Below are 19,761 nucleotides of genomic sequence, written 5' to 3' on the forward strand. Positions count from 1 at the left end.
GAGAAAAGCCTTGCCTTCCGCGTGACCCTGCAAGATACTGGCGGCACGCTGCAGGACGAGACGGTGGATTTGGCCGTCAAGACCTTGGTGGATCGCTTGGCTCGAGTCTACGGCGCGCGGTTGCGCGGATGAGCACGGGAACGCTCGCAAGAGCGTTCATGCGGTGTGTCGCCATCGGCTAGTCGCCGTTTTTAGACATGAACGAAATGAACTCGAGTGATTTCGAAGCCCTACTTGCGGCGCAGCGTGGCGCCATGATTCGCGACATACCGACCTCACCTGTCGGCGTCTCCACCTCCACGGAAACGCCGACCTTGACCAAAGCCGAGCTGGCCGAGCTCTTGTTCGACAATGTGGGACTGAACAAGCGCGAGGCCAAGGATATGGTCGAGGCGTTTTTCGAGGTGATCCGCGATGCGCTGGAAGGGGGCGATAGCGTGAAGTTGTCGGGCTTCGGCAATTTTCAATTGCGCGACAAGCCGCAGCGGCCGGGGCGTAATCCCAAGACGGGCGAGGCGATTCCGATCGCCGCGCGCCGTGTCGTGACGTTCCATGCAAGCCAAAAGCTCAAGGCGCTGGTGGAAAGCGGTGCTTGAGGCGCATTAGCCGCGCTTGCATGGCCGGTCGTTTTCGAAGCATTGCAGCGCACCCTTTACCACGACGGTTAACCGACGATGACTACGACGGTCGAGAAAGTCGTCTTGCCCCCGATTCCGGCGAAGCGCTACTTCACGATCGGTGAAGTGAGCGAGCTGTGCGGCGTCAAACCGCATGTGCTGCGGTACTGGGAGCAAGAGTTTACGCAGTTGCGGCCGGTCAAGCGTCGCGGCAACCGTCGTTACTATCAGCACCATGAGGTGCTGTTGATCCGTCGTATTCGCGAATTGCTCTATGAGCAGGGCTTCACGATCAACGGCGCGCGCAACAAGCTCGATGCGCGCGGTGCGGTGATCGAAGACGATGCGGCCGAGAAGCCAGAGGTCGAAGGCGAGGGCGCCGGTGTTCCGTCGGCGGCGCCGGCCGCGTCGGCTTCCAATGCGGGAGCGAGCGTCGATGTGACGCAACTGCGGAAGGATCTGATCGGCATCATCGAACTGCTGCGTAGATAGTTTCGCGTAGGTGGTTCTAATCGGTGAAAGTGTCTGTTATACTTTCATGCTTTCGGGGCGTAGCGCAGCCTGGTAGCGTACCTGCATGGGGTGCAGGTGGTCGGAGGTTCAAATCCTCTCGCCCCGACCAGATTAAAACCCGCGTCAGTCAAGGCTGACGCGGGTTTTTCGTTTTTTGTTCCCGGCGCCATCATTGTCGATTCTCGGCTTCCGTTGCCTAGCTGTTACCTAAATGTTCGAAGCTTGATGCTGTAGCGTCGCGCCGGAATTTGTAGCGGCGCGGCCAATTTGGCACCGTTTCGCGACCATTTTGTCACGCAGCGGCCGCTTCATTTTGTGGCCGTTTTGGCACCGCCGCGCATACCCCTGCTTAACGAAGGCTAGGACTTGCCGTCACGGACGCCCTGCGGCCCACCAAGCACCTCAAGCAGCTCTGCAGCGTCTGGCTGCGGAGGGCGTTTGTCGACATGTGCCATATAACGCGATGACTCCGGCGCCCAATCGAAATAGACTCCGGCGCGCAGGTCGTGAAGTTGCCGGGCGACGTCGGCCGTGATTTCGAGGACGTGCGAGAACAGGAGCTTCTGCTGACGGCTACCTAGTACTTGAGCAAAGACGTCCAGCCTATAGCTACCCTCCCTGAACTGGAAGGTGCCGGTATCACGTACTGTCAGGAAATGGTGACTAGCCTCCACGCCGGCCTCGCCAACGAATAAGCCGCTTCCCCTCTCAAGTTGTCCGCGCTGCCCATATACCCAGATGTGGAAGGTTTGGCGCGCTTCGTCGCGTGTGAGGCTCACATGCATGCTTTCAATAATGCGCCCTCGCTTCGATGTTCCGAACAACAAGGCTCTTAGATACACCTTTGGAGGAGCCAAGCCGCTCCGCCAAGGAACACTATCGGGTCCCAAGTAGATTTGGGATGGGCGCGTCATCGCCACCGTACCTCGGCGAAAGAGCGTTAGCCAAGCCGTCGTTATAGAGACAGCTAGTGCAAGAGCCGAAATGGAAATCGAAACTGGATCAGTCATACTGTCTCCTGACTGTGCGGTCCGCTAACGATATCGTCGACGTGATGTATAAGGATACTGCAAATATTCGAGCCAGTTGATAAAACGATAAAGGTGCGGTTTGCGGATTTTCACATTTGTGAATTTGTCGCATAATCCCCGGTCTTTGCTTCGGAACCCCGACCGCGCTACTCATGCGAGGCGTTTACGGCTCGCCTTCATGCGGGCTTTTTTTTCTTGGAGTTCAACGATTGATAGCTCGCTCCGCGTTTCTAGGATATGCAGCCGCATTATCGGACGGTGATGGGTCGTTTCTGCTGTGGATCATTGGTGCTGCAACGCTCCTTGCATGGGCGGTCGGGCTCAGAACTGAGGCTCGGGGTCGGAAGTGGTATCGGATATATGTCGGAGCGGCGCTCCTTGCGCTGCCCGCGCTTCTCCTCCTGGGTACGATTACCTCCATGATCCCTCCGGCCTAGCGCGGCATTACGAGCGAGCTATACTGCACCGCCAATCCCTTGTCGCAGCATCAAGCTCCACGACACGCGAAGGGGCACGCGCCGCCCAAAGGCCGCATCGTGGGGGATGGTCTCGTATGTTATATTCGCCGCGATCCGAGGGCAGAACAAATAATTCGAATGACAACACCGAACAGAATTCCGTATTTCAAACCGGAAAAGGCTGGCTTTTTCTCGAACGACAGAAAGTGGAAAAAGGACGTCTGCAAACCGCTCAACAACCCGCAGGCTCGCATCTTGATGGACAAGGCGCCTAGTGGATGGACGCCGCCCCCGCCTCCACCGAAGGTCGAGGAACCGAAGGCCGTCAAGGAAGCAGGGAAGGCGCCCGACACGCAGCTTCCCGATCCGCCGAAGCCTGCCGCACCCGCAAAAAGCAAGGATGACGATGACGACTGCCGCACACCGCCGCCGTTCGATATGCTCGATCTTCCCGATGCGATGGAAAAAATGGGCTTTTACGTCGCCGCGAAATTGTCTCGCCGTTGGTTTAACGGGCGAAAAAACGTCATCGGCAACGCATCTGATCGCTACCCCGATGATATGGTCGACAGCAAGACCGTATCGCTCGCTTTTACACTCCGCTATGGCGGGGCTGAAGCAAAGCTTCGCACCTTAATCAACAAGGGAATATACACGGACAATGCCATAAAAGCATTGAAACTCGATATTCATCGCTTTGTATCGAAACAGTTCATGGGTCAAAACATCGCCTTTAGTGGTGAGATAGATCCGTGGAGGCTGTCAAATGGTGACATTCAGAAACTACATAAAGACTATCAATTTCAACTCATAAAAGTCACTGACCTTGAGACGCTGGATGAAAACGCCGGGCCGACTGATATAACGGCTTCGCTTGGAAATTTCTTTTACATGGCGGCAATTGCGAACGCCAAGATACATTCCGAAAAATACTATGACTACGCCGGAGTAGCACCACGATTTTGCTGCCGGTCGCGAGTCGAGGTAACGCAAATATATGTCTATGCGCGCGACAGCTACTCGTTCGCCGACAAGCCTGGCGGCACTTCGTCTCAGTACCTCGGTCATTGGAATCGATACGGCATGATCTTGGTTCCTGCTGCCGTTGTAGCGGACACCATAAACAACGGGATCGGAAAAAGGGCGGCAACCTTCAATGGGGTAATCATCCCGACACGCCGCCCATGCCGTCTATTTATGACAACGGATTCAAAAAGCCCGTTGATATTATAAATGGGCTTTTCAAGCACAGCCTTCGAAAGCAGGACGTCTACTACCCGGTCTACAACAGCGACTACAACGCATGGCGAGAGAAATATAACCGAGGTGGAGATTTCGCAATCTACTCCGACATGAAAAAGATAACACTACCAAAGCCCATTCAATTCATTTTGGAGGAAGTATGCAAGCCTGGCAAGTAAAATGGATTGCAATGATCAAAAAGATCGTTAGGTGGTCTGTTGTCGCCGTGCTGATTATCTATGGGATGATATTTGCGATCGATAAAATATTTCCGGACAAATTTTATAATTGCAAGCGAGACACCAGCTATTTGCGCGGCGGAATCAAGATCTATGGCGGACAGAAATACAACATAGTCCTTTGCGGTACCGGTGGTGACGAGAATTTTACGGGCGATGAGATTCGGCTACAGGTTTTCTCTGAGAAGGGAGAGTTGTTGGCACAGCGTGGATTTGTCGTTAATTGGATCACGAACTTCCCGAGAGAGTTAGAGTATGGACCAGACTATGTGACTTACTACGACGCCTCTCAGCAGAGCGGCTTCGAGCACCGGATCAGCATGCCGCCTACATGGTGGGATTGGATCAAGGCGAGACTCCCGCTGTTTGACTACTGATCCTTCGGTGCGAATTTCATTGCTGAACTAGTCCGCACGCTAGCTGCCACCGTGAAAAATGTTCTGCACGGCGCTCGCTTGCGTCGGCGTGGTCGTGCGGCTCGACGAGTAGGCGCTCACGGCCTTTTCGACCGAGCGCCCAGCGACATACCCGCCGATCGCGAGCTTGAGCAAATCCCACATATCGGGCGGAATGGTCAGCGTGAGGCCCACGTGGAACATCGCCTGTAGGTGGTCGGACCTGAACAATCGTGTGAGGGGTATGCAGTAAGACTGTGAAGCCGAAACGGTGTCGTTTGATTTGCAGGAAGCAGGCATATTGATGCGTGAATCCTGCACCAGTGCTCGATCGGCAGTTGCGATGTGATGATGGTGGCTTTGCGGGCGGCCCGGTCGTCGATGACTTCCAGCAGGTCGGAACGAGTCATACTGTCGATGGCGCCCATGCCCCAATCGTCCAGGACGACGACGTCAGTCTTGGCCGGTTGAATCAGCCATTTGCCGAATGCGCCGCTGCCATGGCGGATGCGAAGCCAACCACACTTACCAACGCCCGTCGGCCCGGTGATCAGGATGCAGTGGCCGGCGCTAACCCATTCGCCCAGGGCCAGGCTCATGATCTGCGAGCGCTCGACGCCCCGGCCGGCCCGGCTGTCGAGATCTTCCAGCGTCGCCTGTCCGTACTTGAGCCGCGCGTTCTTCATCAGGCGCGTGAGCTTGCCCATGATCCGGCCATTCGTAGTGGTATTCTACGGCGCACGCCGATTCTCAAAATGTCAACGGCGGGAACCAACAACAACGATCTGAGAGAGCTTATGGGCCAAACAACCTGCAAAGTCTTCTATCCGGTTTTCAAAGAAAACATGGAAGCAATTGGCTTGACCGCACCGGCCAATTTGTTTTCGACGCAGACGAGCACGCTAGCCGTAATCGGACAGCTTGCGGGCATCGTTCACACGATGGGCATGAAAGTCACGCTTCGCGACCTTGCCGGCGCTGGCACGCTCGTCGAAAAATTGTCGTATCTCGGCGCGCTATACGGCGCCTACTACCTGGGCGGCATGATCGGCAGTCTCTGGGTCGCTGGCGATGCGTTCTACACCTGCGAAAATGGCGCCACTGCGGCAGCACGGATGCACCAAGCGATTTTCGCATCCGGCATGGCGACGATAGCGCCGCCGATGCAATTGTTCTTGATAAACCATCCAGAGTTGTTCGATTTGTCATCGCCACTACGGAAGACCTACGGGTTTCGTGCTCGCTCGGGGATGGGGTTGTAGCCATGAAAGCATGGCTCATCGATCGCGGCTTGCTACTCCTTTGCGCAGTGGGGTTCATCGCTGGTGTGATATTGGTGTCGCGATGGATCGGAAACAATAACGTGTATTCGTTGGTCGTGACGATCACTGCTGTCGGGCTTTGGTTTAGGGTTGCACGACTCACTAAGCTATTGCGCCAACACGGCATCGATCCAGACGAAGACGCGAAGTTGGATCGATGAGACCGGGGAAGGATCCAAAAAAGAGAGACATGCCCAACGAACCCCTTGCCTCACCGGTCGCGAAATGGAATTCGGATGGCCGTCGTTATACCGCCGAATTGAACGCGTTGATCGCCGACAGCTACGAAGGCCGACCCACCCCGAAAGATTGGCCGAAGGACCCGCGCACGATCGATCAGGCCCGTTCGATCCTCGCGACTGTCGAGGCCGAAGCACGCGATGGCCGGTGGCAGGAGACGCCGATTGCCGATCGCGCTTACTCGCCGTTCGGCGGCATGCTCGAGGAGGTCGGCCAATGCGTGCGATGCGTCTGCGTGCTGGGTCACGATGAGTTCTTAGTACTGCTCGGCACCATCTACCAGTCCGGACAGGCCTTACACCTACGCGGCGCGCAGATTATCGAACGGCCAGGCATCCTCGCTGCCGCCATGACCCGAAGCCACGACCTGCTGTTGCTCGTTCGCAAAGAAGGATTCAGCGTCTGTCCTAGCCTGGACGATGAACCGATTGCCCATTTCCCCTGGCCGGATGGCGTCAGGCCGCGCCCATTGGATATCCTGCAGATCAGCGAAGACGGACGCACCGTCGCTTTCGTGGAGCCGGAAAACGCGGTCTGGTTGGGGCAGGTGAGCGATGCCGACGTCGTGTGGACGCGCGTCTATCCCAACGCCGCTTTCCTGGCGGAACAACACGCGCGGGATGGGGAGGACGACGACGATTCCGACTGGTCCGATTCGATGATGCATTGCGGATTGTCACCCGATGGCCAGTTCATCGCTTACGGATCGCAGTGCTATGGGCATTTCGTCGACCGCGTCGTCGGCGTAGGGGCGATTAGCCGCTTCGCGGAGATCGGCTATCGCAGCGAATATCCGCACTATGCCTGCTTCTCCGATGACAGCGCCTACGCTGCATTGAACTCCTGCCACTTCTATCACGGTGCGACCGTCGGCATCCGCGTGGCGGATTGCGAGGGTGCGCATACGCCGCCGTATCGGGAAGACGAGCGCGTCAAACTGATCGACGATCGCTTGCGCGTCTATGCGGGCACCTGGCTGCCGCTCGGAAACGATCGAGACGGCTTTGCACTGGGCGGCGCCGGCTACCTCGATATCGTCTCTGTCGAAGGTAGTGCGCGAAACACGATTTTTTTCGGTGCCAGCGCGTCTTCGATCGACTATTGTCCGAAGACCGGGGTATTGGCGTTGGGGTCCTATGCTGGCTTCCTGCACCTGTATGACCCAACGCGAGCAGCAGACGAGGGCACCGCGATCGGCTATCGCCCCCTCCATGAGCGCTATCGCTGGGTTCTTTGGCGCGATCGTCCGCCGTTTCGCTGGTGACCCGCACTCGATCGCCGGATAACTTGCCGTGCATCCGGCGTTGGACGATTACCCACATTAAGCAATCGTGACCTCGATCATCAAAACCCATCTGCAAGGTGCAGGGCAACGCGCATATGCCTTGAATTCGCTCGCATGGACCGGCTCGCCCGTCGTCGATGCCTGCATGGTCGGCGCGCACTACGGACATCTGCTCGTATTGACCGAGGACGCCATGCTGCGCGGCGTCAATCTCGATTCGGGGCACTGCGTCGATCTATCTTCGGTCGCATTACCCGAACTCGGCCATTCGACTCAACGTTTCGCCGCTGCTCAGTACCGGTTGTACGCATCCGCGGACGGCCGGTATGCCGCGATCGTCGTGGACCGGGGCACGGAAGGCGTGGTCGTGGAGGTCTCGACCGGCAGGCTGACGATGCGTCTGAACGGCGGGGATTACCACGCCGACACAGTTCCTTTCAGCGCTTGCTTTATGCGTTTCCAAGGCCGCGATGTGCTCGTTCACCGCACCGAGTGGAATCGGCTCGATGTGTCCGACCCGGCCTCCGGCGAGGTGCTCACCGAACGCGACATCGAGGCGCAGCCGGAGCATCACCTCGATTATTTTCATGGGCGGCTGCTGCCGAGCCCGGACGGGTCCCGGCTGCTCGACGACGGTTGGGTTTGGCATCCCGTCGGCATCCCGCGCGTCTGGTCGGTCGCCGACTGGCTGGGCGGCAATGTATGGGAAAGCGAAGACGGACCTTCCGCTATCGATCTGACAATGCGCGAGGATTGGAATATTCCGGCCTGCTGGATCGGCAATCGGCACGTTGCGCTGTGGGGGCTGGCCAGTTGGGATGAAGATGCCTGCGAAGAGAGCGACGCCGGTCCGGGCGTACGCATTCTGGGGGTGACGCAGCGTAAGCCATCCGCCGAACGACGTTTGGCGATGGATCTCGACCCAAGGCAGGTGATCGATCTCTATAGCGCCGACGATCATCTCTACGTGACGGCGAGCAGCGGAACGACCGTCTGGAACATCGTTTCCGGCGCGCAGATCGCGGCGTATCCCGGCTTTATCGCCTGGTTGCGTCACTCGACACGCGGCTCGCTCATCGCGATTCGGCCCGAGGCCATCCTCGAATTGCCGATGCCACCAGTGGGAGAGCCGGCATAGAGACGATGGCTGCCGTGCGGCGGCCCGGTGCGACGGCCTATGGCAATATTCGGACGCGGACGGGCAGCCGGAACGATGTCCTCGTCCATTCTCGACAAATGAGGGAGTTCCGACAGATGGCGGCTCCGATAACCGATCGCCTGAAATGGCTACCGCTGCTGCCGTTATCGCTCGCCTGCATGGGCTGTGTCGCACACTTGCAAGAACCGCCGGCGGCCATGAGCTTCGTTCGGTTCGAGAAAACAAGCGACGCCTACAAGCTGACGTTCAACTCGAACGCTGATTTTCTCGCTGTGCCCTATACCGACAAGTTACCCGTCGTTGGGCATTGGCTGATCTGTTCCCTCGACGACGATACCGATTTCTCGATCGATCACGCGTTCTCTTTGCGTCGGTTCATGCGAGGCATCACCGATTCGGCAGCCCGTGCGGGGAACGGCCAGCAATCTTCATTCGATTATTCCGCGGAGTTGAATTTCAAAGAGACGCTGAATGGCGGCGCATCCGACCGTGTCTTGCGCAAGACAGAGATCGACAGTCTGCTCGCCGGCCGGGCCGATATCTTGTGCAAGGTCGTCATGACCATCTTTGGGTACGCGCCGTACTACTCGCTGACGATGCAGGTTCCAGCTAAAGCATTGCTGAACGAGGTCGATAAATAACGGCAAGACGGTGCGATGGCTACGCCCGCGTTTCGTCGCACCTTCACCGCTTCACCCCTTCGCCGCAGGCGAAATCGCCCCGCACGCACGAATCACGAGTTGCACGACCTGTTCCGTCGTTTCGTCGTAGGCCTTTTGCGACAATGCCCGCTTTCCGCCCAGCGCGAGAATTTGCGCGTCGAAATCGGCATAGTGCTGCGTCGTCGCCCAGATCATGTACAACAGCGCTTTCGCATCGACGTTTGCGAGCAGTCCCCGCGCGATCCAGTCGTCGATCACGGTCACGCGCGTGTCGAGCCACGGCTTCACGCGTTTTTCGAGGATATCGGCCATATGCGACGCGCCGTGGATGATCTCGTTCGCCCACACCTTCGAGCCGAGCGGCCGCCGCCGCGACAACGCCATTTTCGCCCGCACATAACCGCCGATCGCCGCGACCGGATCGTCCGTGCCTTCGAACGTATTGGCCGCGCGATGCCAGTCTTCGAATAGATCTTCGAGCACGCGGCGATAAAGCGCCAACTTCGTCGGGAAGTAGTAGTGGACGTTCGCCTTCGGTACGCCGGCGCGTTCAGCGATCATCGCCGTGCTGGCGCCTTCGAACCCGCGCTCCGCGAAAACGGCTTCGGCGCACGCAAGCAGGTGCGCCTCGGCACTCTCGCGAATATGCGCCTTGCGCCGCCGCAAAGGTGCGATCGTTTCCTCGTCATGGATTTCGCTCACCGCCGCCTCGTCCACTGGCTTGTCATCTCTCATCGTTCGCCTCGCGCAGCCTTCGACGCCGCATCGCGCTTCATTCTAGCCGCTCGCCGGGCGCTCGGCCGAGCAACTGCGCGTCGCCTCCCGATACCCATGCCCCGCGATGATGCATGGCAATGGCATGCTTCTCGCTCGCTGTCAGGACTGTAACAGCGAGCAGAAAGTCATTGATTTGAAGATTTTAATCAGCTACAACCTGTCCAGTCGGACAGGATTCGCAATGAGCGCCGTTGAACTGCCAACCGTGTTGATCCCAAGGAGCAAGACGAATGAATGCGGTATCCGAAGCGTTGAAACGAGGACTCGATACATCGATTGCCGTCAACGGCACGCGTCTGTGGGACTCGTTGATGACGATGGCTAAAATCGGCGCGACGCAAAAGGGCGGCGTCTGCCGGCTCGCGCTCACCGATCTCGACAGGCAGGGGCGGGATCTCATCGTGGGCTGGGCGAAAGAGGCCGGCTGCACGGTCAGCGTCGATCGGATGGGCAACGTCTTCATGCGGCGCGCAGGGCGCAACCCGAATGCGTTGCCCGTGGTCACCGGCTCGCACGCCGACTCGCAGCCGACAGGCGGCCGCTTCGACGGCATCTACGGCGTACTAGGCGGCCTAGAAGTCATCCGCAGCCTGAACGATCGCAACATCGAGACCGAGCACCCCATCGAAGTGGTGATTTGGACCAACGAGGAGGGCTCGCGCTTTGCGCCCGCGATGGTCGCGTCGGGCGTGTTCGCGGGCGTATTCACGCTCGAGTATGGGCTGTCGCGCAAGGATGTCGACGGCAAGACGATCGGCGAAGAACTGAAGCGCATCGGCTATGCGGGCGATGTGCCGTGCGGCGGCCGTCCGTTGCATGCCGCGTTCGAACTGCATATCGAACAGGGCCCGATTCTCGAGGCGGAGAACAAGACGATCGGCGTCGTCACCGATGCGCAAGGGCAGCGCTGGTATGAAATCACGCTGACCGGCCAGGAGGCGCATGCGGGCCCCACGCCCATGCCGCGCCGCAAGGATGCGCTGCTGGGCGCAGCGCGTGTCGTCGATCTCGTCAATCGCATCGGTCTCGATCACGCGCCGCTGGCCTGCGCGACGGTCGGCATGATGCAGGTTCATCCGAACTCGCGCAACGTGATTCCGGGGCGTGTGTTCTTCACGGTCGATTTCCGCCATCCCGACGATGCCGTGCTCGCAAAGATGGATGCCGCGTTGCGTGAGGGGGTGGCGGGCATTGCCGGTGCAATCGGGCTACAAACGCAGCTCGAACAGATCTTCTACTACGCACCGGTCGAGTTCGATCCCGCTTGCGTGAAGTCCGTGCGCGCGGCGGCCGAACGCTTCGGCTACTCGCATCGCGACATGGTGTCGGGTGCCGGCCACGACGCATGCTATCTCTCGCAGGTGGCCCCGACGTCGATGGTGTTCGTGCCGTGCGTGGACGGCATCAGTCACAACGAAATCGAAGACGCGACGCCCGAATGGATCGAGGCGGGCGCGAATGTGTTGCTGCACGCGATGCTCGAGCGCGCGTGCGAGCCGGCCTCATAAGGGCCGGCATTCGAACGCGCATTAACGCATTAACGCATTAACGTTCTAACGCTTCACCGCTCAACCTCGAAAACATGCCGTCCCGGCTTCGTTCGCGCGAAGCCGGCAGGCGCGGTTACGTCCTCACTTCGACGAAGGAACGCGTATGGCCATCAAGCAAACGGGCGACATTGCGCCGAATCGCCTGTCCTCCGACCAGCTCTCGTGCGAATTCGCCGACATCGCGCCGCTGCTCGATCCCACGGCGGCTGCCGCGGCCGCGAGCCGTTGCCACTACTGCTACGACGCGCCATGCGTGCAGGCGTGTCCGACGCAAATCGATATTCCCAGCTTCATCCGCAAGATCGGCAACGGCAACCTAAAGGGCGCCGCGATGGACATTCTTTCCGCAAATCCGCTGGGCGGCATGTGCGCGCGCGTTTGCCCGACGGAGATTCTGTGCGAGGGCGCCTGCGTGCGCAATCACCAGGACGCGAAGCCCGTGGCGATCGGCGCACTGCAACGTCATGCGACGGATTGGGCGATGGCGCACGATGCCGTGCACTGGACGCGCGCTCCCTATAGCGGGCGGCGCGTGGCCGTCGTCGGCGCGGGACCGGCCGGGCTCGCGTGCGCGCATCGCCTGGCAGTGGCCGGCCATGCCGTCACGATCTACGACGCGCACGAGAAGGGCGGCGGACTCAACGAGTACGGTATCGCCGCATACAAGACCGTCGACGATTTCGCGCAGCGCGAGCTGCAATGGCTCATGTCGATCGGCGGAATCGAATTGAAAACCGGCATTGCGTTGGGGCGCGACTTGACGCTCGACGATCTGCGCAAGCAGTGCGACGCCGTGTTTCTCGCGATCGGTCTGGCCGGCGTGCGTGCGCTGGCACTCGACGGCGAAGCATTGAGCGGCGTAATGAATGCCGTCGATTTCATCGAACAGGTGCGCGAAGCGAAAGATCTGACGACGGTGCCGGTCGGCCGGCGCGTCATCGTGATCGGCGGCGGCAATACGGCTGTCGATGCCGCCGTCCAAAGCCGCAAGCTCGGCGCGACCAGCGTGACGATGGTGTACCGGCGCGGCGTCGAAGCGATGAGCGCGACCTGGGCGGAGCGCGAATTCGCACGGATTCAGGGCGTGACGCTCATCACGCAGGCGAAGCCTGTGCGTTTCATCGGCCAGGCCGGCACGGTCGCGGCCGTCGAGTTCGAGCGTACCGCCGGCGATGGCGGGATCGAGCGCCTGACGCTCGAGGCCGACATGGTGCTCTTGGCGATCGGTCAAACGCTCGTCGCCGTCGGTCTCGATCGCGCGCTGTTGACGCTCGATGGCAATCGCATCGCCGTCGACGCGCACATGCGCACGTCGCTCGACAACGTATGGGCGGGCGGCGATTGCGCGGCCTCCAGCGGCATCGACTTGACGGTGCAAGCCGTGCAGGACGGCAAGCTCGCGGCGGCTTCGATCGATGCGGCGTTCGCGCCCACTGCGGTCAAAGCGGCCTGACGCACCAACACCGAACCGCACAGATAACACTCATCCCCACGGAGCCGAACATGGCCGATCTCCGCTGCACGATCGCAGGCATCGCATCGCCGAATCCTTTTTGGCTCGCGTCCGCGCCGCCCACCGACAAAGCCTATAACGTGAACCGCGCCTTCGAAGCGGGGTGGGGCGGTGTCGTATGGAAGACGCTCGGGCTCGATCCGCATGTGGTGAACGTCAGCTCGCGCTACGGCGCCGTGCAATGGAACGGTCAGCGCATCGCGGGGCTGAACAACATCGAACTGATTACCGACCGCCCGCTCGACGTTAACCTGCGCGAGATTACGCAGGTCAAGCGCGACTGGCCCGATCGCGCGCTGATCGTCTCGTTGATGGTGCCGTGCAACGAGCGCGATTGGAAATGGATTCTGCCGTTGGTCGAAGATACGGGTGCCGATGCCGTCGAACTGAACTTCGGTTGCCCGCACGGAATGAGCGAACGCGGCATGGGCGCGGCGGTGGGCCAGGTGCCCGAATACGTCGAGATGGTCACGCGTTGGGTGAAGGAGGGGACGAAGCTGCCGTGCCTCGTCAAGCTCACGCCGAACATCAGCGACATTCGTATGGGCTCGCGTGCCGCCTACAAAGGCGGCGCGGACGGCGTCTCGCTGATCAACACGATCAATTCGATCGTGGCCGTCGATCTCGATCAGATGGCACCCATGCCGACCGTCGACGGCAAGGGCACGCACGGCGGCTACTGCGGCCCCGCCGTGAAGCCGATCGCGCTCAACATGGTGGCCGAGATTGCGCGCGATCCGGAAACGCCGGGTCTGCCGATCTCGGGCATCGGCGGGATTTCGTCGTGGCGCGATGCCGCTGAATTCATGGTGTTGGGCGCAGGCAGTGTGCAAGTGTGCACCGCGGCGATGCATTACGGCTTTCGCATCGTCTCCGATCTGACCGACGGTCTATCGAACTGGATGGACGAAAAGGGTTACGCAACGCTCGACGATATCCGCGGCCGGGCGGTGCCGAACGTGACGGACTGGAAATATCTGAACCTGAAATACGACATCAAAGCGCGCATCGATCAGGACAAATGCATTCAGTGCGGCTTGTGTCATATCGCGTGCGAAGACACATCGCACCAAGCCATTACGCGCGAGAAAGATGGCAAACGCCATTTCGAGGTGATCGATTCGGAATGCGTCGGGTGCAATCTTTGCATGCACGTGTGCCCGGTCGAGCAATGCATCACGATGGAGCGCATCGATCACGGCGAGTATGCGAACTGGACGACGCATCCGAACAATCCGGCGCGGGTCGCGGCCGATGCACCCGGCGCGGCTACCGCCGCCGTGAGCGAAGCACCCGCGGCCAAAGCGGCGTGAGGACGCACGCGGAATATCCCCGAGAAGGTCCTTTCATGCAATAAACGCTTAACAAGCGATTAACAAGCGATTAACAAGCCATCAACAAGCGATCAAGTGGAGAATCATCGATGAAGCAAATAGCGCAATCCGCCGATCCGCTTGACGCGGCCGGCGCGCACGGCAGCAGCCTCTATAACGACGATCTCGCGCCCACGGGCCCGGCGCAGCGCACCTGGAAGTGGTATCACTTCGCGGCGCTGTGGGTCGGCATGGTGATGAACATTGCGTCGTATATGCTCGCGGCGGGGCTGACGCAAGAGGGCATGTCGCCATGGCAGGCCGTGTTGACCGTGCTGCTCGGCAACGTGATCGTATTGGTGCCGATGCTGATGATCGGGCATGCGGGCGCGAAGCACGGTATTCCGTACGCGGTGCTCGTGCGCTCGTCGTTCGGCACGCAAGGCGCGAAATTGCCGGCCCTGCTGCGCGCGATCGTCGCCTGCGGCTGGTACGGCATCCAGACTTGGCTGGGCGGCAGCGCGATCTATACGCTGCTCAATATCCTGACGGGCAACGCGCTGCAAGGCGCGGCGCTGCCGTTGCTCGAGATATCGGTCGGGCAACTCGCGTGCTTTCTCGCATTCTGGGCGTTGCAGATCTATTTCATCGTGCACGGGACCGATTCGATCCGCTGGCTCGAAAGCTGGTCGGCGCCGATCAAGGTGGTGATGTGCATCGCGCTCGTGTGGTGGGCCACGTCGAAAGCGGGTGGGGTCGGCTCGATGCTGTCCGCGCCGTCGCAGTTCGCGCCGGGCGGGAAAAAGGAGGGCCTGTTCTGGCTGACGTTCTGGCCGGGGCTCACGGCCATGGTCGGCTTTTGGGCGACGCTGGCGCTGAACATTCCCGACTTCACGCGTTTTGCGAAGACGCAGCGCGATCAAATGGTCGGCCAGTCGATCGGCTTGCCGGTGCCGATGGCTCTGCTGTCGGTGATCTCCGTGGTCGTCACGTCGGCGACAGTGGTCATCTACGGGAAAGCGATCTGGGATCCGATCGATCTGACGAGCCGCATGACGGGCATCGGCGTCGGCGTCGCGCTCGTCATCCTGACGCTTGATACGATGTGCTGCAACCTGGCAGCGAACCTCGTTGGGCCCGCGTACGATTTCTCGAGCCTATGGCCGAAAGGCATTTCGTATCGGACGGGTGGCCTGATTACCGCCACCATCGGCATCGTGATGATGCCGTGGAAGATTCTCGCCACCACGCAGGGCTATATCTTCACGTGGCTCGTCGGCTATTCGGCGCTGCTCGGGCCGGTCGCGGGCATTCTGATGGTCGATTACTTCTTGATTCGCGGCACGCGGCTCGATTCGCGCGAACTCTTCGACGAGTCGGGCGAATACAGCTATACGGGCGGCTGGAACATTGCTGCCGTCGTCGCACTCGTGATCGGCGTGCTGCCGAATTTGCCGGGCTTTTTGCATACCGCGTTTCCGGCCGCGTTTCCGAATGTGCCCGCGTTCTTCAACACGCTGTATACCTACGCATGGTTCGTCGGACTAGCCTTGGCGTCGATGGTGTACGGCACGTGGATGAAGCTGCGTCGCAGCCCAGGCGCGAGTATGGCGAGTGCGTGATTCGATATCGACTTGATCGAGGAGGCAACCGATGACAACCCTAATTCGCGGCGGCACGGTAATCGATTCGGACCGCACCTATCGAGCCGACGTCTTGATCGCACACCCCCAAGACGGCGGTACCATCTTGCGGATCGAACCGACGATCGAGCCGCCCGCCGGAGCGGAGATCGTCGATGCGCACGATCAGTACGTGATGCCGGGCGGAATTGACCCGCACACGCACATGGAACTGCCGTTCATGGGCACGACGGCGAGCGACGATTTCTATACGGGCACGGCGGCGGGACTCTCGGGCGGCACGACAAGCATCATCGATTTCGTGATTCCGAGCCCCAAGCAGCCGCTGATGGACGCGTTCCGAGAATGGCGCGGCTGGGCCGAAAAGGCCTCGGCCGATTACGGTTTTCACGTGGCCGTGACGTGGTGGGACGATTCCGTCTATCGCGACATGGGCACGCTCGTGCACGAGCATGGCGTGTCGAGTTTCAAGCACTTCATGGCCTACAAGAACGCGATCATGGCGGACGACGAAGTGCTCGTGAATAGCTTTTCGCGGTCGCTCGAACTCGGTGCGCTGCCGACCGTCCATGCGGAAAACGGCGAACTCGTCTTCCAACTGCAGAAGCAGCTCTTGGCCAAGGGCTTCCGAGGGCCCGAGGCGCATCCGCTTTCGCGTCCGCCCGAGGTGGAAGGCGAAGCGGCGAATCGAGCAATCCGCATTGCGCAAGTGCTGGGTGTACCCGTCTATATCGTGCACGTATCGGCGAAAGAGGCGGTCGAAGCGATTTCACGGGCGCGCAACGAAGGGCAGCGCGTGTTCGGCGAAGTCTTGCCGGGGCATTTGGTGATCGACGAAGGCGTGTATCGCGATCCCGACTGGACGCGGGCCGCCGCGCACGTGATGAGCCCGCCGTTTCGCACGAGCGAGCATCGCGAGGCGTTGTGGCGTGGCTTGCAATCGGGGCAGCTACATACGACAGCCACCGATCACTGCGTGTTCTGTGCGTCGCAAAAGGCGATGGGCCGTGAAGACTTTACGAAGATTCCGAACGGCTGTGGCGGCGTCGAAGACCGGATGTCGGTGCTGTGGCACGAGGGCGTCAATCGCGGGCGCATCACACCGAACGAGTTCGTCCGCATCACGTCGACGAACGCGGCGCAGATTTTTAATCTGTATCCACGCAAGGGCGCCGTGCAGGTCGGGGCCGAGGCCGATCTCGTGATCTGGGATCCCGCCGCGACGAAGACGATCTCGGTGAAGACGCATCACCAGAAGGTCGACTTCAACGTGTTCGAGGGGATGACGGTGCAAGGCGTTGCCAAGCATACGTTCAGCCGCGGTGCGCACGTCTGGGCCGACGGCGATCTGCGGGCGCAGCGAGGGGCGGGGCAGTATTTGAAGCGTCCGCCGAACGCTGCGTACTATGACGCCGTTCGGGTGGCTAACCGGCTCAAAGAGCCGCATCCGGTCGAGCGTTAGGCCCTTGGGGTACTGTGTCGTCCGAGGCGCGCCGTGGCGAATTCGATGAATAAGCGCGCCCGCAATGGCTGATAGCGCCTCGGCGGATAGAGAACGGACAACCGGTGCGGCGATGCCTGCCATGCAGGCAGCACGCGTCGCAAACGGCCGTGCTCGAGCAGATCTCCGACGAGCCAGTCCGGCGCCAGGCCGATCCCCACGCCCGCAAGCAAACTCTCGCGTATCGCCAACGAATTGTTGACCGTATAACGGGCACGCGTCTCGACGGATACGGCGCGCCCGTCGCGGTGCGATAGCGCCAGCGTGTCGCCTTGCGCCGACCACGCGAATCGCAGGTAAGGGTGTCGGGCGATATCTTCCACGCGGCGAATCTTCGTATGCGCTTGCAGGTAAGCCGGCGACGCAACCACGGTGCGCTCGAACGTCGCTACCGGCCGCGCCACCACATCGGGCGGCAAGTCGCCGCCGATGCGAAACGCCACATCGACGCCTTCGACGAGCAGGTCGACGAACCGATCGTTCAACGTCAGGTCGATCTCGATGTCGGGGTAGCGGGCCATGAATTCGTGCGCGATGGCATTCAAGTGGAGGATGCCGAAGCTAACCGGCGCGGCTACGCGCAAACGCCCCTCGGGACGTTCCATCAGGCCGCGGACGTCGGCCTTCGCTTCGTCGTACGCATCGATCATTTGTCGTGCGTGGACGTAAAAGCGTTCTCCTTGTTCGGTACAGGAAAGGGCCGTGGTCGTGCGCGTCAATAAGCGCGCCCCCATCTCGGCCTCTAATCCGGCGACGACTTTGCTGACCGTCGGCTGAGTCGTCGCGAGTTCGCGTGCAACGGCCGACAAACTACCGAGTTCGACGGCCCGCACGAACATCCGCATCGCTTTGAATGAATCCATGGGCATTCGATATTGGAATGGCTGATATGTCATTGTGCCTGCTTCTATACGATATCGGAATGTCCTAATTTAGCGGCTCCCGACGCGCACACCGCGCGGTCGCATTCTCGGAGCGATAAGATGAAAACCCGCCGTGCTTCAAAACCCGCTTCATCCCACCTTTTGCGCAATGTCGCCCATGCGGTCGCGACCAGCGCGATATTGGCGGGAGGCGCTGCCGCGCCATCGGCCGATGCCGCGTGGATCGATACGTGGACGGCGAGCGCGCAGCCGATCTGGGCTGCAGACACGTTGCCGCTCGCCACGGGTATTCCCGATTCGTTGGCCGATTGCACCGTCCGTCAATTCGCACGCGTGAGTATCGGCGGGCCGCGTGTTCGCATCGCGCTGTCGAACGAGTACGGTACGATGCCGCTCGAAATCGGCGGCTTACGGGTGGCGAAGGTCGTGGGCGGCAAGACGACGATCGATGGGACGACGGACCGCACCGTGTTGTTCCATGGCCGGCCGACGGTCGTCATTGCGCCTGGCGCCCGTGTCGTTTCCGATCCGCTGGACTTGCCCGTTGCGGCTCTTGAGCGTCTCGCCGTGAGCCTTTACTTGCCCAAGCGCACGCCGCTGACGACGTTCCATTGGGACGGTAGACAGCATGCCGAAGTGGTATCGGGCGAACATCTGGCCGACGCGCAGATGGCGGATGCTCTGAAGCTCGACGCTAGGCTCTTCTTGAGTACGCTACTCGTCGATGCACCGGCCGATACGCGAGTGGTCGTGGCGCTCGGCGACTCCATCACGGATGGCCGCGGCACGACGATCGATGCCGATCGACGGTGGACCGACGATCTGGCGCGACGCCTATCGAGCCGAGGCGTTGCCGTGCTCAATGCCGGCATCTCCGGAGGCCGTTTGCTGAGCGACGGCATGGGTGTGAGTGCGCGCGCGCGTTTTGACCGGGACGTGCTTGCACGCCCGAACGTGAAGACGGTACTGATTTTGCTGGGGACGAACGATATCGGCTGGCCCGGATCGAGCTTCGCGCCGCACGACGCCCCAATGAAGACGGCTGCGATCGTAGACGGTTATCGAGATCTGATCGCGCGCGCACATGCGCGCGGATTGCGTGTCGTAGGCGGGACGATCGCGCCGTTCGAGGGGGCGCTAGAGGGAACAGACGTGCAGGGGTACTACACGGCGGAGAAGGAACGCGTGCGCGAGGAAGTGAACGCGTGGATACGCGCGAGCGGGGCATTCGATGCCGTGGCCGATTTCGATTCGGCGATGCGCGACCCTCAACATCCGAAGCGTTTGCTGCCCGGATTCGACGTCGGAGATCATCTTCACCCGAACGATGCGGGCAATGTCGCAATGGCGCGCGTGCTCAGCCGAGCCATCTTGTTCGGTGAATAGGTGGGGATGGCGTGTCGGCGTTGGGCGAGCC

The 19,761-nt window shown here is 60.5% G+C and carries 20 protein-coding genes, 1 tRNA gene and 1 pseudogene; 17 read left to right on the forward strand and 5 right to left on the reverse strand.

The features are described 5' to 3' along the window. The 4 genes from ACTHN9_RS20000 to ACTHN9_RS20015 all read left to right on the forward strand — a co-directional run. Window positions 1–132, forward strand: a 132-nt coding sequence (locus tag ACTHN9_RS20000) for a hypothetical protein (RefSeq protein WP_440538536.1), incomplete at its 5' end; no start/stop codon positions are given. A gap of 65 nt (window positions 133–197) precedes the next feature. Next, window positions 198–596: an integration host factor subunit alpha gene (locus ACTHN9_RS20005; protein ID WP_440538513.1), complete on the forward strand. Its 399-nt coding sequence runs from the start codon at window positions 198–200 to the stop codon at window positions 594–596. A 78-nt stretch (window positions 597–674) separates the two neighbouring features. Next, window positions 675–1,109, forward strand: a complete 435-nt coding sequence (locus tag ACTHN9_RS20010; RefSeq protein ID WP_440538514.1) for a MerR family transcriptional regulator — start codon at window positions 675–677, stop codon at window positions 1,107–1,109. Window positions 1,110–1,162: 53 nt separating this feature from the next. Continuing rightward, a tRNA-Pro gene (locus ACTHN9_RS20015) sits at window positions 1,163–1,239 on the forward strand. Window positions 1,240–1,489: 250 nt separating this feature from the next. Here the strand turns inward: ACTHN9_RS20015 and ACTHN9_RS20020 are convergent. After that, complete coding sequence (locus tag ACTHN9_RS20020) at window positions 1,490–2,140, reverse strand: hypothetical protein (RefSeq protein ID WP_440538515.1); 651 nt, start codon at window positions 2,138–2,140, stop codon at window positions 1,490–1,492. Window positions 2,141–2,757: 617 nt separating this feature from the next. Between ACTHN9_RS20020 and ACTHN9_RS20025 the strand changes: the two genes are divergently transcribed. From ACTHN9_RS20025 to ACTHN9_RS20035, 3 genes are read left to right on the forward strand one after another with little or no spacing between them, the layout of a single operon-like run. Next, a complete protein-coding gene (locus tag ACTHN9_RS20025) occupies window positions 2,758–3,852 on the forward strand; it encodes a DUF6402 family protein (protein ID WP_440538516.1) in 1,095 nt (364 codons plus the stop codon). Next, a complete protein-coding gene (locus tag ACTHN9_RS20030; protein ID WP_440538517.1) occupies window positions 3,804–4,040 on the forward strand; it encodes a DUF6402 family protein in 237 nt (78 codons plus the stop codon). Before ACTHN9_RS20025 ends, ACTHN9_RS20030 begins: the two co-directional genes overlap by 49 nt. Continuing rightward, complete coding sequence (locus tag ACTHN9_RS20035; protein WP_440538518.1) at window positions 4,022–4,477, forward strand: hypothetical protein; 456 nt, start codon at window positions 4,022–4,024, stop codon at window positions 4,475–4,477. The genes ACTHN9_RS20030 and ACTHN9_RS20035 overlap by 19 nt, the downstream gene beginning before the upstream one ends. Before the next feature lie 39 nt (window positions 4,478–4,516). On the opposite strand, the gene ACTHN9_RS20040 is transcribed toward ACTHN9_RS20035, so the two are convergent. Further along, a complete protein-coding gene (locus tag ACTHN9_RS20040) occupies window positions 4,517–4,699 on the reverse strand; it encodes a hypothetical protein (protein ID WP_440538538.1) in 183 nt (60 codons plus the stop codon). Between the two features lie 116 nt (window positions 4,700–4,815). Beyond that, a pseudogene (locus ACTHN9_RS20045) lies at window positions 4,816–5,190 on the reverse strand (ATP-binding protein); the annotation flags it as partial. 150 nt (window positions 5,191–5,340) lie between these two features. Between ACTHN9_RS20045 and ACTHN9_RS20050 the strand changes: the two are divergent. From ACTHN9_RS20050 to ACTHN9_RS20065, 4 genes are all read left to right on the forward strand, one after another. Continuing rightward, entirely contained in the window at window positions 5,341–5,757 is a 417-nt protein-coding gene (locus ACTHN9_RS20050) for a hypothetical protein (RefSeq protein WP_440538519.1), read from the forward strand. A gap of 250 nt (window positions 5,758–6,007) precedes the next feature. Then, on the forward strand, window positions 6,008–7,321 hold the full coding sequence (locus tag ACTHN9_RS20055; protein WP_440538520.1) for a hypothetical protein: 1,314 nt from the start codon (window positions 6,008–6,010) through the stop codon (window positions 7,319–7,321). Window positions 7,322–7,388: 67 nt separating this feature from the next. Next, a complete protein-coding gene (locus tag ACTHN9_RS20060; RefSeq protein ID WP_440538521.1) occupies window positions 7,389–8,480 on the forward strand; it encodes a hypothetical protein in 1,092 nt (363 codons plus the stop codon). 116 nt (window positions 8,481–8,596) lie between these two features. After that, window positions 8,597–9,142, forward strand: a complete 546-nt coding sequence (locus ACTHN9_RS20065; protein WP_440538522.1) for a hypothetical protein — start codon at window positions 8,597–8,599, stop codon at window positions 9,140–9,142. A 51-nt stretch (window positions 9,143–9,193) separates the two neighbouring features. Here the strand turns inward: ACTHN9_RS20065 and ACTHN9_RS20070 are convergent, their stop codons facing one another. Beyond that, the gene (locus ACTHN9_RS20070; protein ID WP_440538523.1) at window positions 9,194–9,898 is read right to left on the reverse strand and encodes a TetR family transcriptional regulator C-terminal domain-containing protein; all 705 of its coding nucleotides are present in this window, start codon (window positions 9,896–9,898) and stop codon (window positions 9,194–9,196) included. Between the two features lie 272 nt (window positions 9,899–10,170). On the opposite strand from ACTHN9_RS20070, the gene ACTHN9_RS20075 reads away from it, so the two are divergent. The 5 genes from ACTHN9_RS20075 to hydA all read left to right on the forward strand — a co-directional run bounded on the left by ACTHN9_RS20075 (window position 10,171) and on the right by hydA (window position 17,421). Then, on the forward strand, window positions 10,171–11,448 hold the full coding sequence (locus ACTHN9_RS20075) for a Zn-dependent hydrolase (RefSeq protein WP_440538524.1): 1,278 nt from the start codon (window positions 10,171–10,173) through the stop codon (window positions 11,446–11,448). Window positions 11,449–11,593: 145 nt separating this feature from the next. Then, window positions 11,594–12,943: an NAD(P)-dependent oxidoreductase gene (locus ACTHN9_RS20080; protein WP_440538525.1), complete on the forward strand. Its 1,350-nt coding sequence runs from the start codon at window positions 11,594–11,596 to the stop codon at window positions 12,941–12,943. Between the two features lie 50 nt (window positions 12,944–12,993). Next, window positions 12,994–14,316, forward strand: coding sequence for an NAD-dependent dihydropyrimidine dehydrogenase subunit PreA (gene preA, locus ACTHN9_RS20085; protein ID WP_440538526.1), 1,323 nt, complete (start codon window positions 12,994–12,996; stop codon window positions 14,314–14,316). 110 nt (window positions 14,317–14,426) lie between these two features. Next, window positions 14,427–15,938: an NCS1 family nucleobase:cation symporter-1 gene (locus tag ACTHN9_RS20090; protein ID WP_440538527.1), complete on the forward strand. Its 1,512-nt coding sequence runs from the start codon at window positions 14,427–14,429 to the stop codon at window positions 15,936–15,938. A 31-nt stretch (window positions 15,939–15,969) separates the two neighbouring features. Then, window positions 15,970–17,421 carry a dihydropyrimidinase gene (gene hydA / locus ACTHN9_RS20095; protein ID WP_440538528.1) on the forward strand — a complete coding sequence of 484 codons (1,452 nt, stop codon included), beginning with the start codon at window positions 15,970–15,972 and terminating at the stop codon, window positions 17,419–17,421. Here hydA and ACTHN9_RS20100 read toward each other — a convergent pair. Beyond that, a complete protein-coding gene (locus ACTHN9_RS20100) occupies window positions 17,418–18,323 on the reverse strand; it encodes a LysR family transcriptional regulator (RefSeq protein WP_440538529.1) in 906 nt (301 codons plus the stop codon). The genes hydA and ACTHN9_RS20100 overlap by 4 nt on opposite strands. A gap of 120 nt (window positions 18,324–18,443) precedes the next feature. Between ACTHN9_RS20100 and ACTHN9_RS20105 the strand changes: the two genes are divergently transcribed. Beyond that, entirely contained in the window at window positions 18,444–19,730 is a 1,287-nt protein-coding gene (locus ACTHN9_RS20105; RefSeq protein ID WP_440538530.1) for an SGNH/GDSL hydrolase family protein, read from the forward strand. The last annotated feature ends 31 nt before the right edge of the window (window positions 19,731–19,761 follow it).

Origin of the sequence: Trinickia sp. (assembly GCF_051953405.1) — a bacterium.
GTDB lineage: Bacteria > Pseudomonadota > Gammaproteobacteria > Burkholderiales > Burkholderiaceae > Trinickia.

What these genes read in the sequence shown, in the direction of transcription:
- ACTHN9_RS20005 (WP_440538513.1), top strand. Translation starts at nt 198, where the DNA reads ATGAACGAAATGAACTCGAGTGATTTCGAAGCCCTACTTGCGGCGCAG.
- ACTHN9_RS20010 (WP_440538514.1), top strand. Translation starts at nt 675, where the DNA reads ATGACTACGACGGTCGAGAAAGTCGTCTTGCCCCCGATTCCGGCGAAG.
- ACTHN9_RS20020 (WP_440538515.1), bottom strand. Translation starts at nt 2,140, where the DNA reads ATGACTGATCCAGTTTCGATTTCCATTTCGGCTCTTGCACTAGCTGTC.
- ACTHN9_RS20025 (WP_440538516.1), top strand. Translation starts at nt 2,758, where the DNA reads ATGACAACACCGAACAGAATTCCGTATTTCAAACCGGAAAAGGCTGGC.
- ACTHN9_RS20030 (WP_440538517.1), top strand. Translation starts at nt 3,804, where the DNA reads ATGCCGTCTATTTATGACAACGGATTCAAAAAGCCCGTTGATATTATA.
- ACTHN9_RS20035 (WP_440538518.1), top strand. Translation starts at nt 4,022, where the DNA reads ATGCAAGCCTGGCAAGTAAAATGGATTGCAATGATCAAAAAGATCGTT.
- ACTHN9_RS20040 (WP_440538538.1), bottom strand. Translation starts at nt 4,699, where the DNA reads ATGTTCCACGTGGGCCTCACGCTGACCATTCCGCCCGATATGTGGGAT.
- ACTHN9_RS20050 (WP_440538519.1), top strand. Translation starts at nt 5,341, where the DNA reads ATGGAAGCAATTGGCTTGACCGCACCGGCCAATTTGTTTTCGACGCAG.
- ACTHN9_RS20055 (WP_440538520.1), top strand. Translation starts at nt 6,008, where the DNA reads ATGCCCAACGAACCCCTTGCCTCACCGGTCGCGAAATGGAATTCGGAT.
- ACTHN9_RS20065 (WP_440538522.1), top strand. Translation starts at nt 8,597, where the DNA reads ATGGCGGCTCCGATAACCGATCGCCTGAAATGGCTACCGCTGCTGCCG.
- ACTHN9_RS20070 (WP_440538523.1), bottom strand. Translation starts at nt 9,898, where the DNA reads ATGAGAGATGACAAGCCAGTGGACGAGGCGGCGGTGAGCGAAATCCAT.
- ACTHN9_RS20075 (WP_440538524.1), top strand. Translation starts at nt 10,171, where the DNA reads ATGAATGCGGTATCCGAAGCGTTGAAACGAGGACTCGATACATCGATT.
- ACTHN9_RS20080 (WP_440538525.1), top strand. Translation starts at nt 11,594, where the DNA reads ATGGCCATCAAGCAAACGGGCGACATTGCGCCGAATCGCCTGTCCTCC.
- preA (WP_440538526.1), top strand. Translation starts at nt 12,994, where the DNA reads ATGGCCGATCTCCGCTGCACGATCGCAGGCATCGCATCGCCGAATCCT.
- ACTHN9_RS20090 (WP_440538527.1), top strand. Translation starts at nt 14,427, where the DNA reads ATGAAGCAAATAGCGCAATCCGCCGATCCGCTTGACGCGGCCGGCGCG.
- hydA (WP_440538528.1), top strand. Translation starts at nt 15,970, where the DNA reads ATGACAACCCTAATTCGCGGCGGCACGGTAATCGATTCGGACCGCACC.
- ACTHN9_RS20100 (WP_440538529.1), bottom strand. Translation starts at nt 18,323, where the DNA reads ATGGATTCATTCAAAGCGATGCGGATGTTCGTGCGGGCCGTCGAACTC.
- ACTHN9_RS20105 (WP_440538530.1), top strand. Translation starts at nt 18,444, where the DNA reads ATGAAAACCCGCCGTGCTTCAAAACCCGCTTCATCCCACCTTTTGCGC.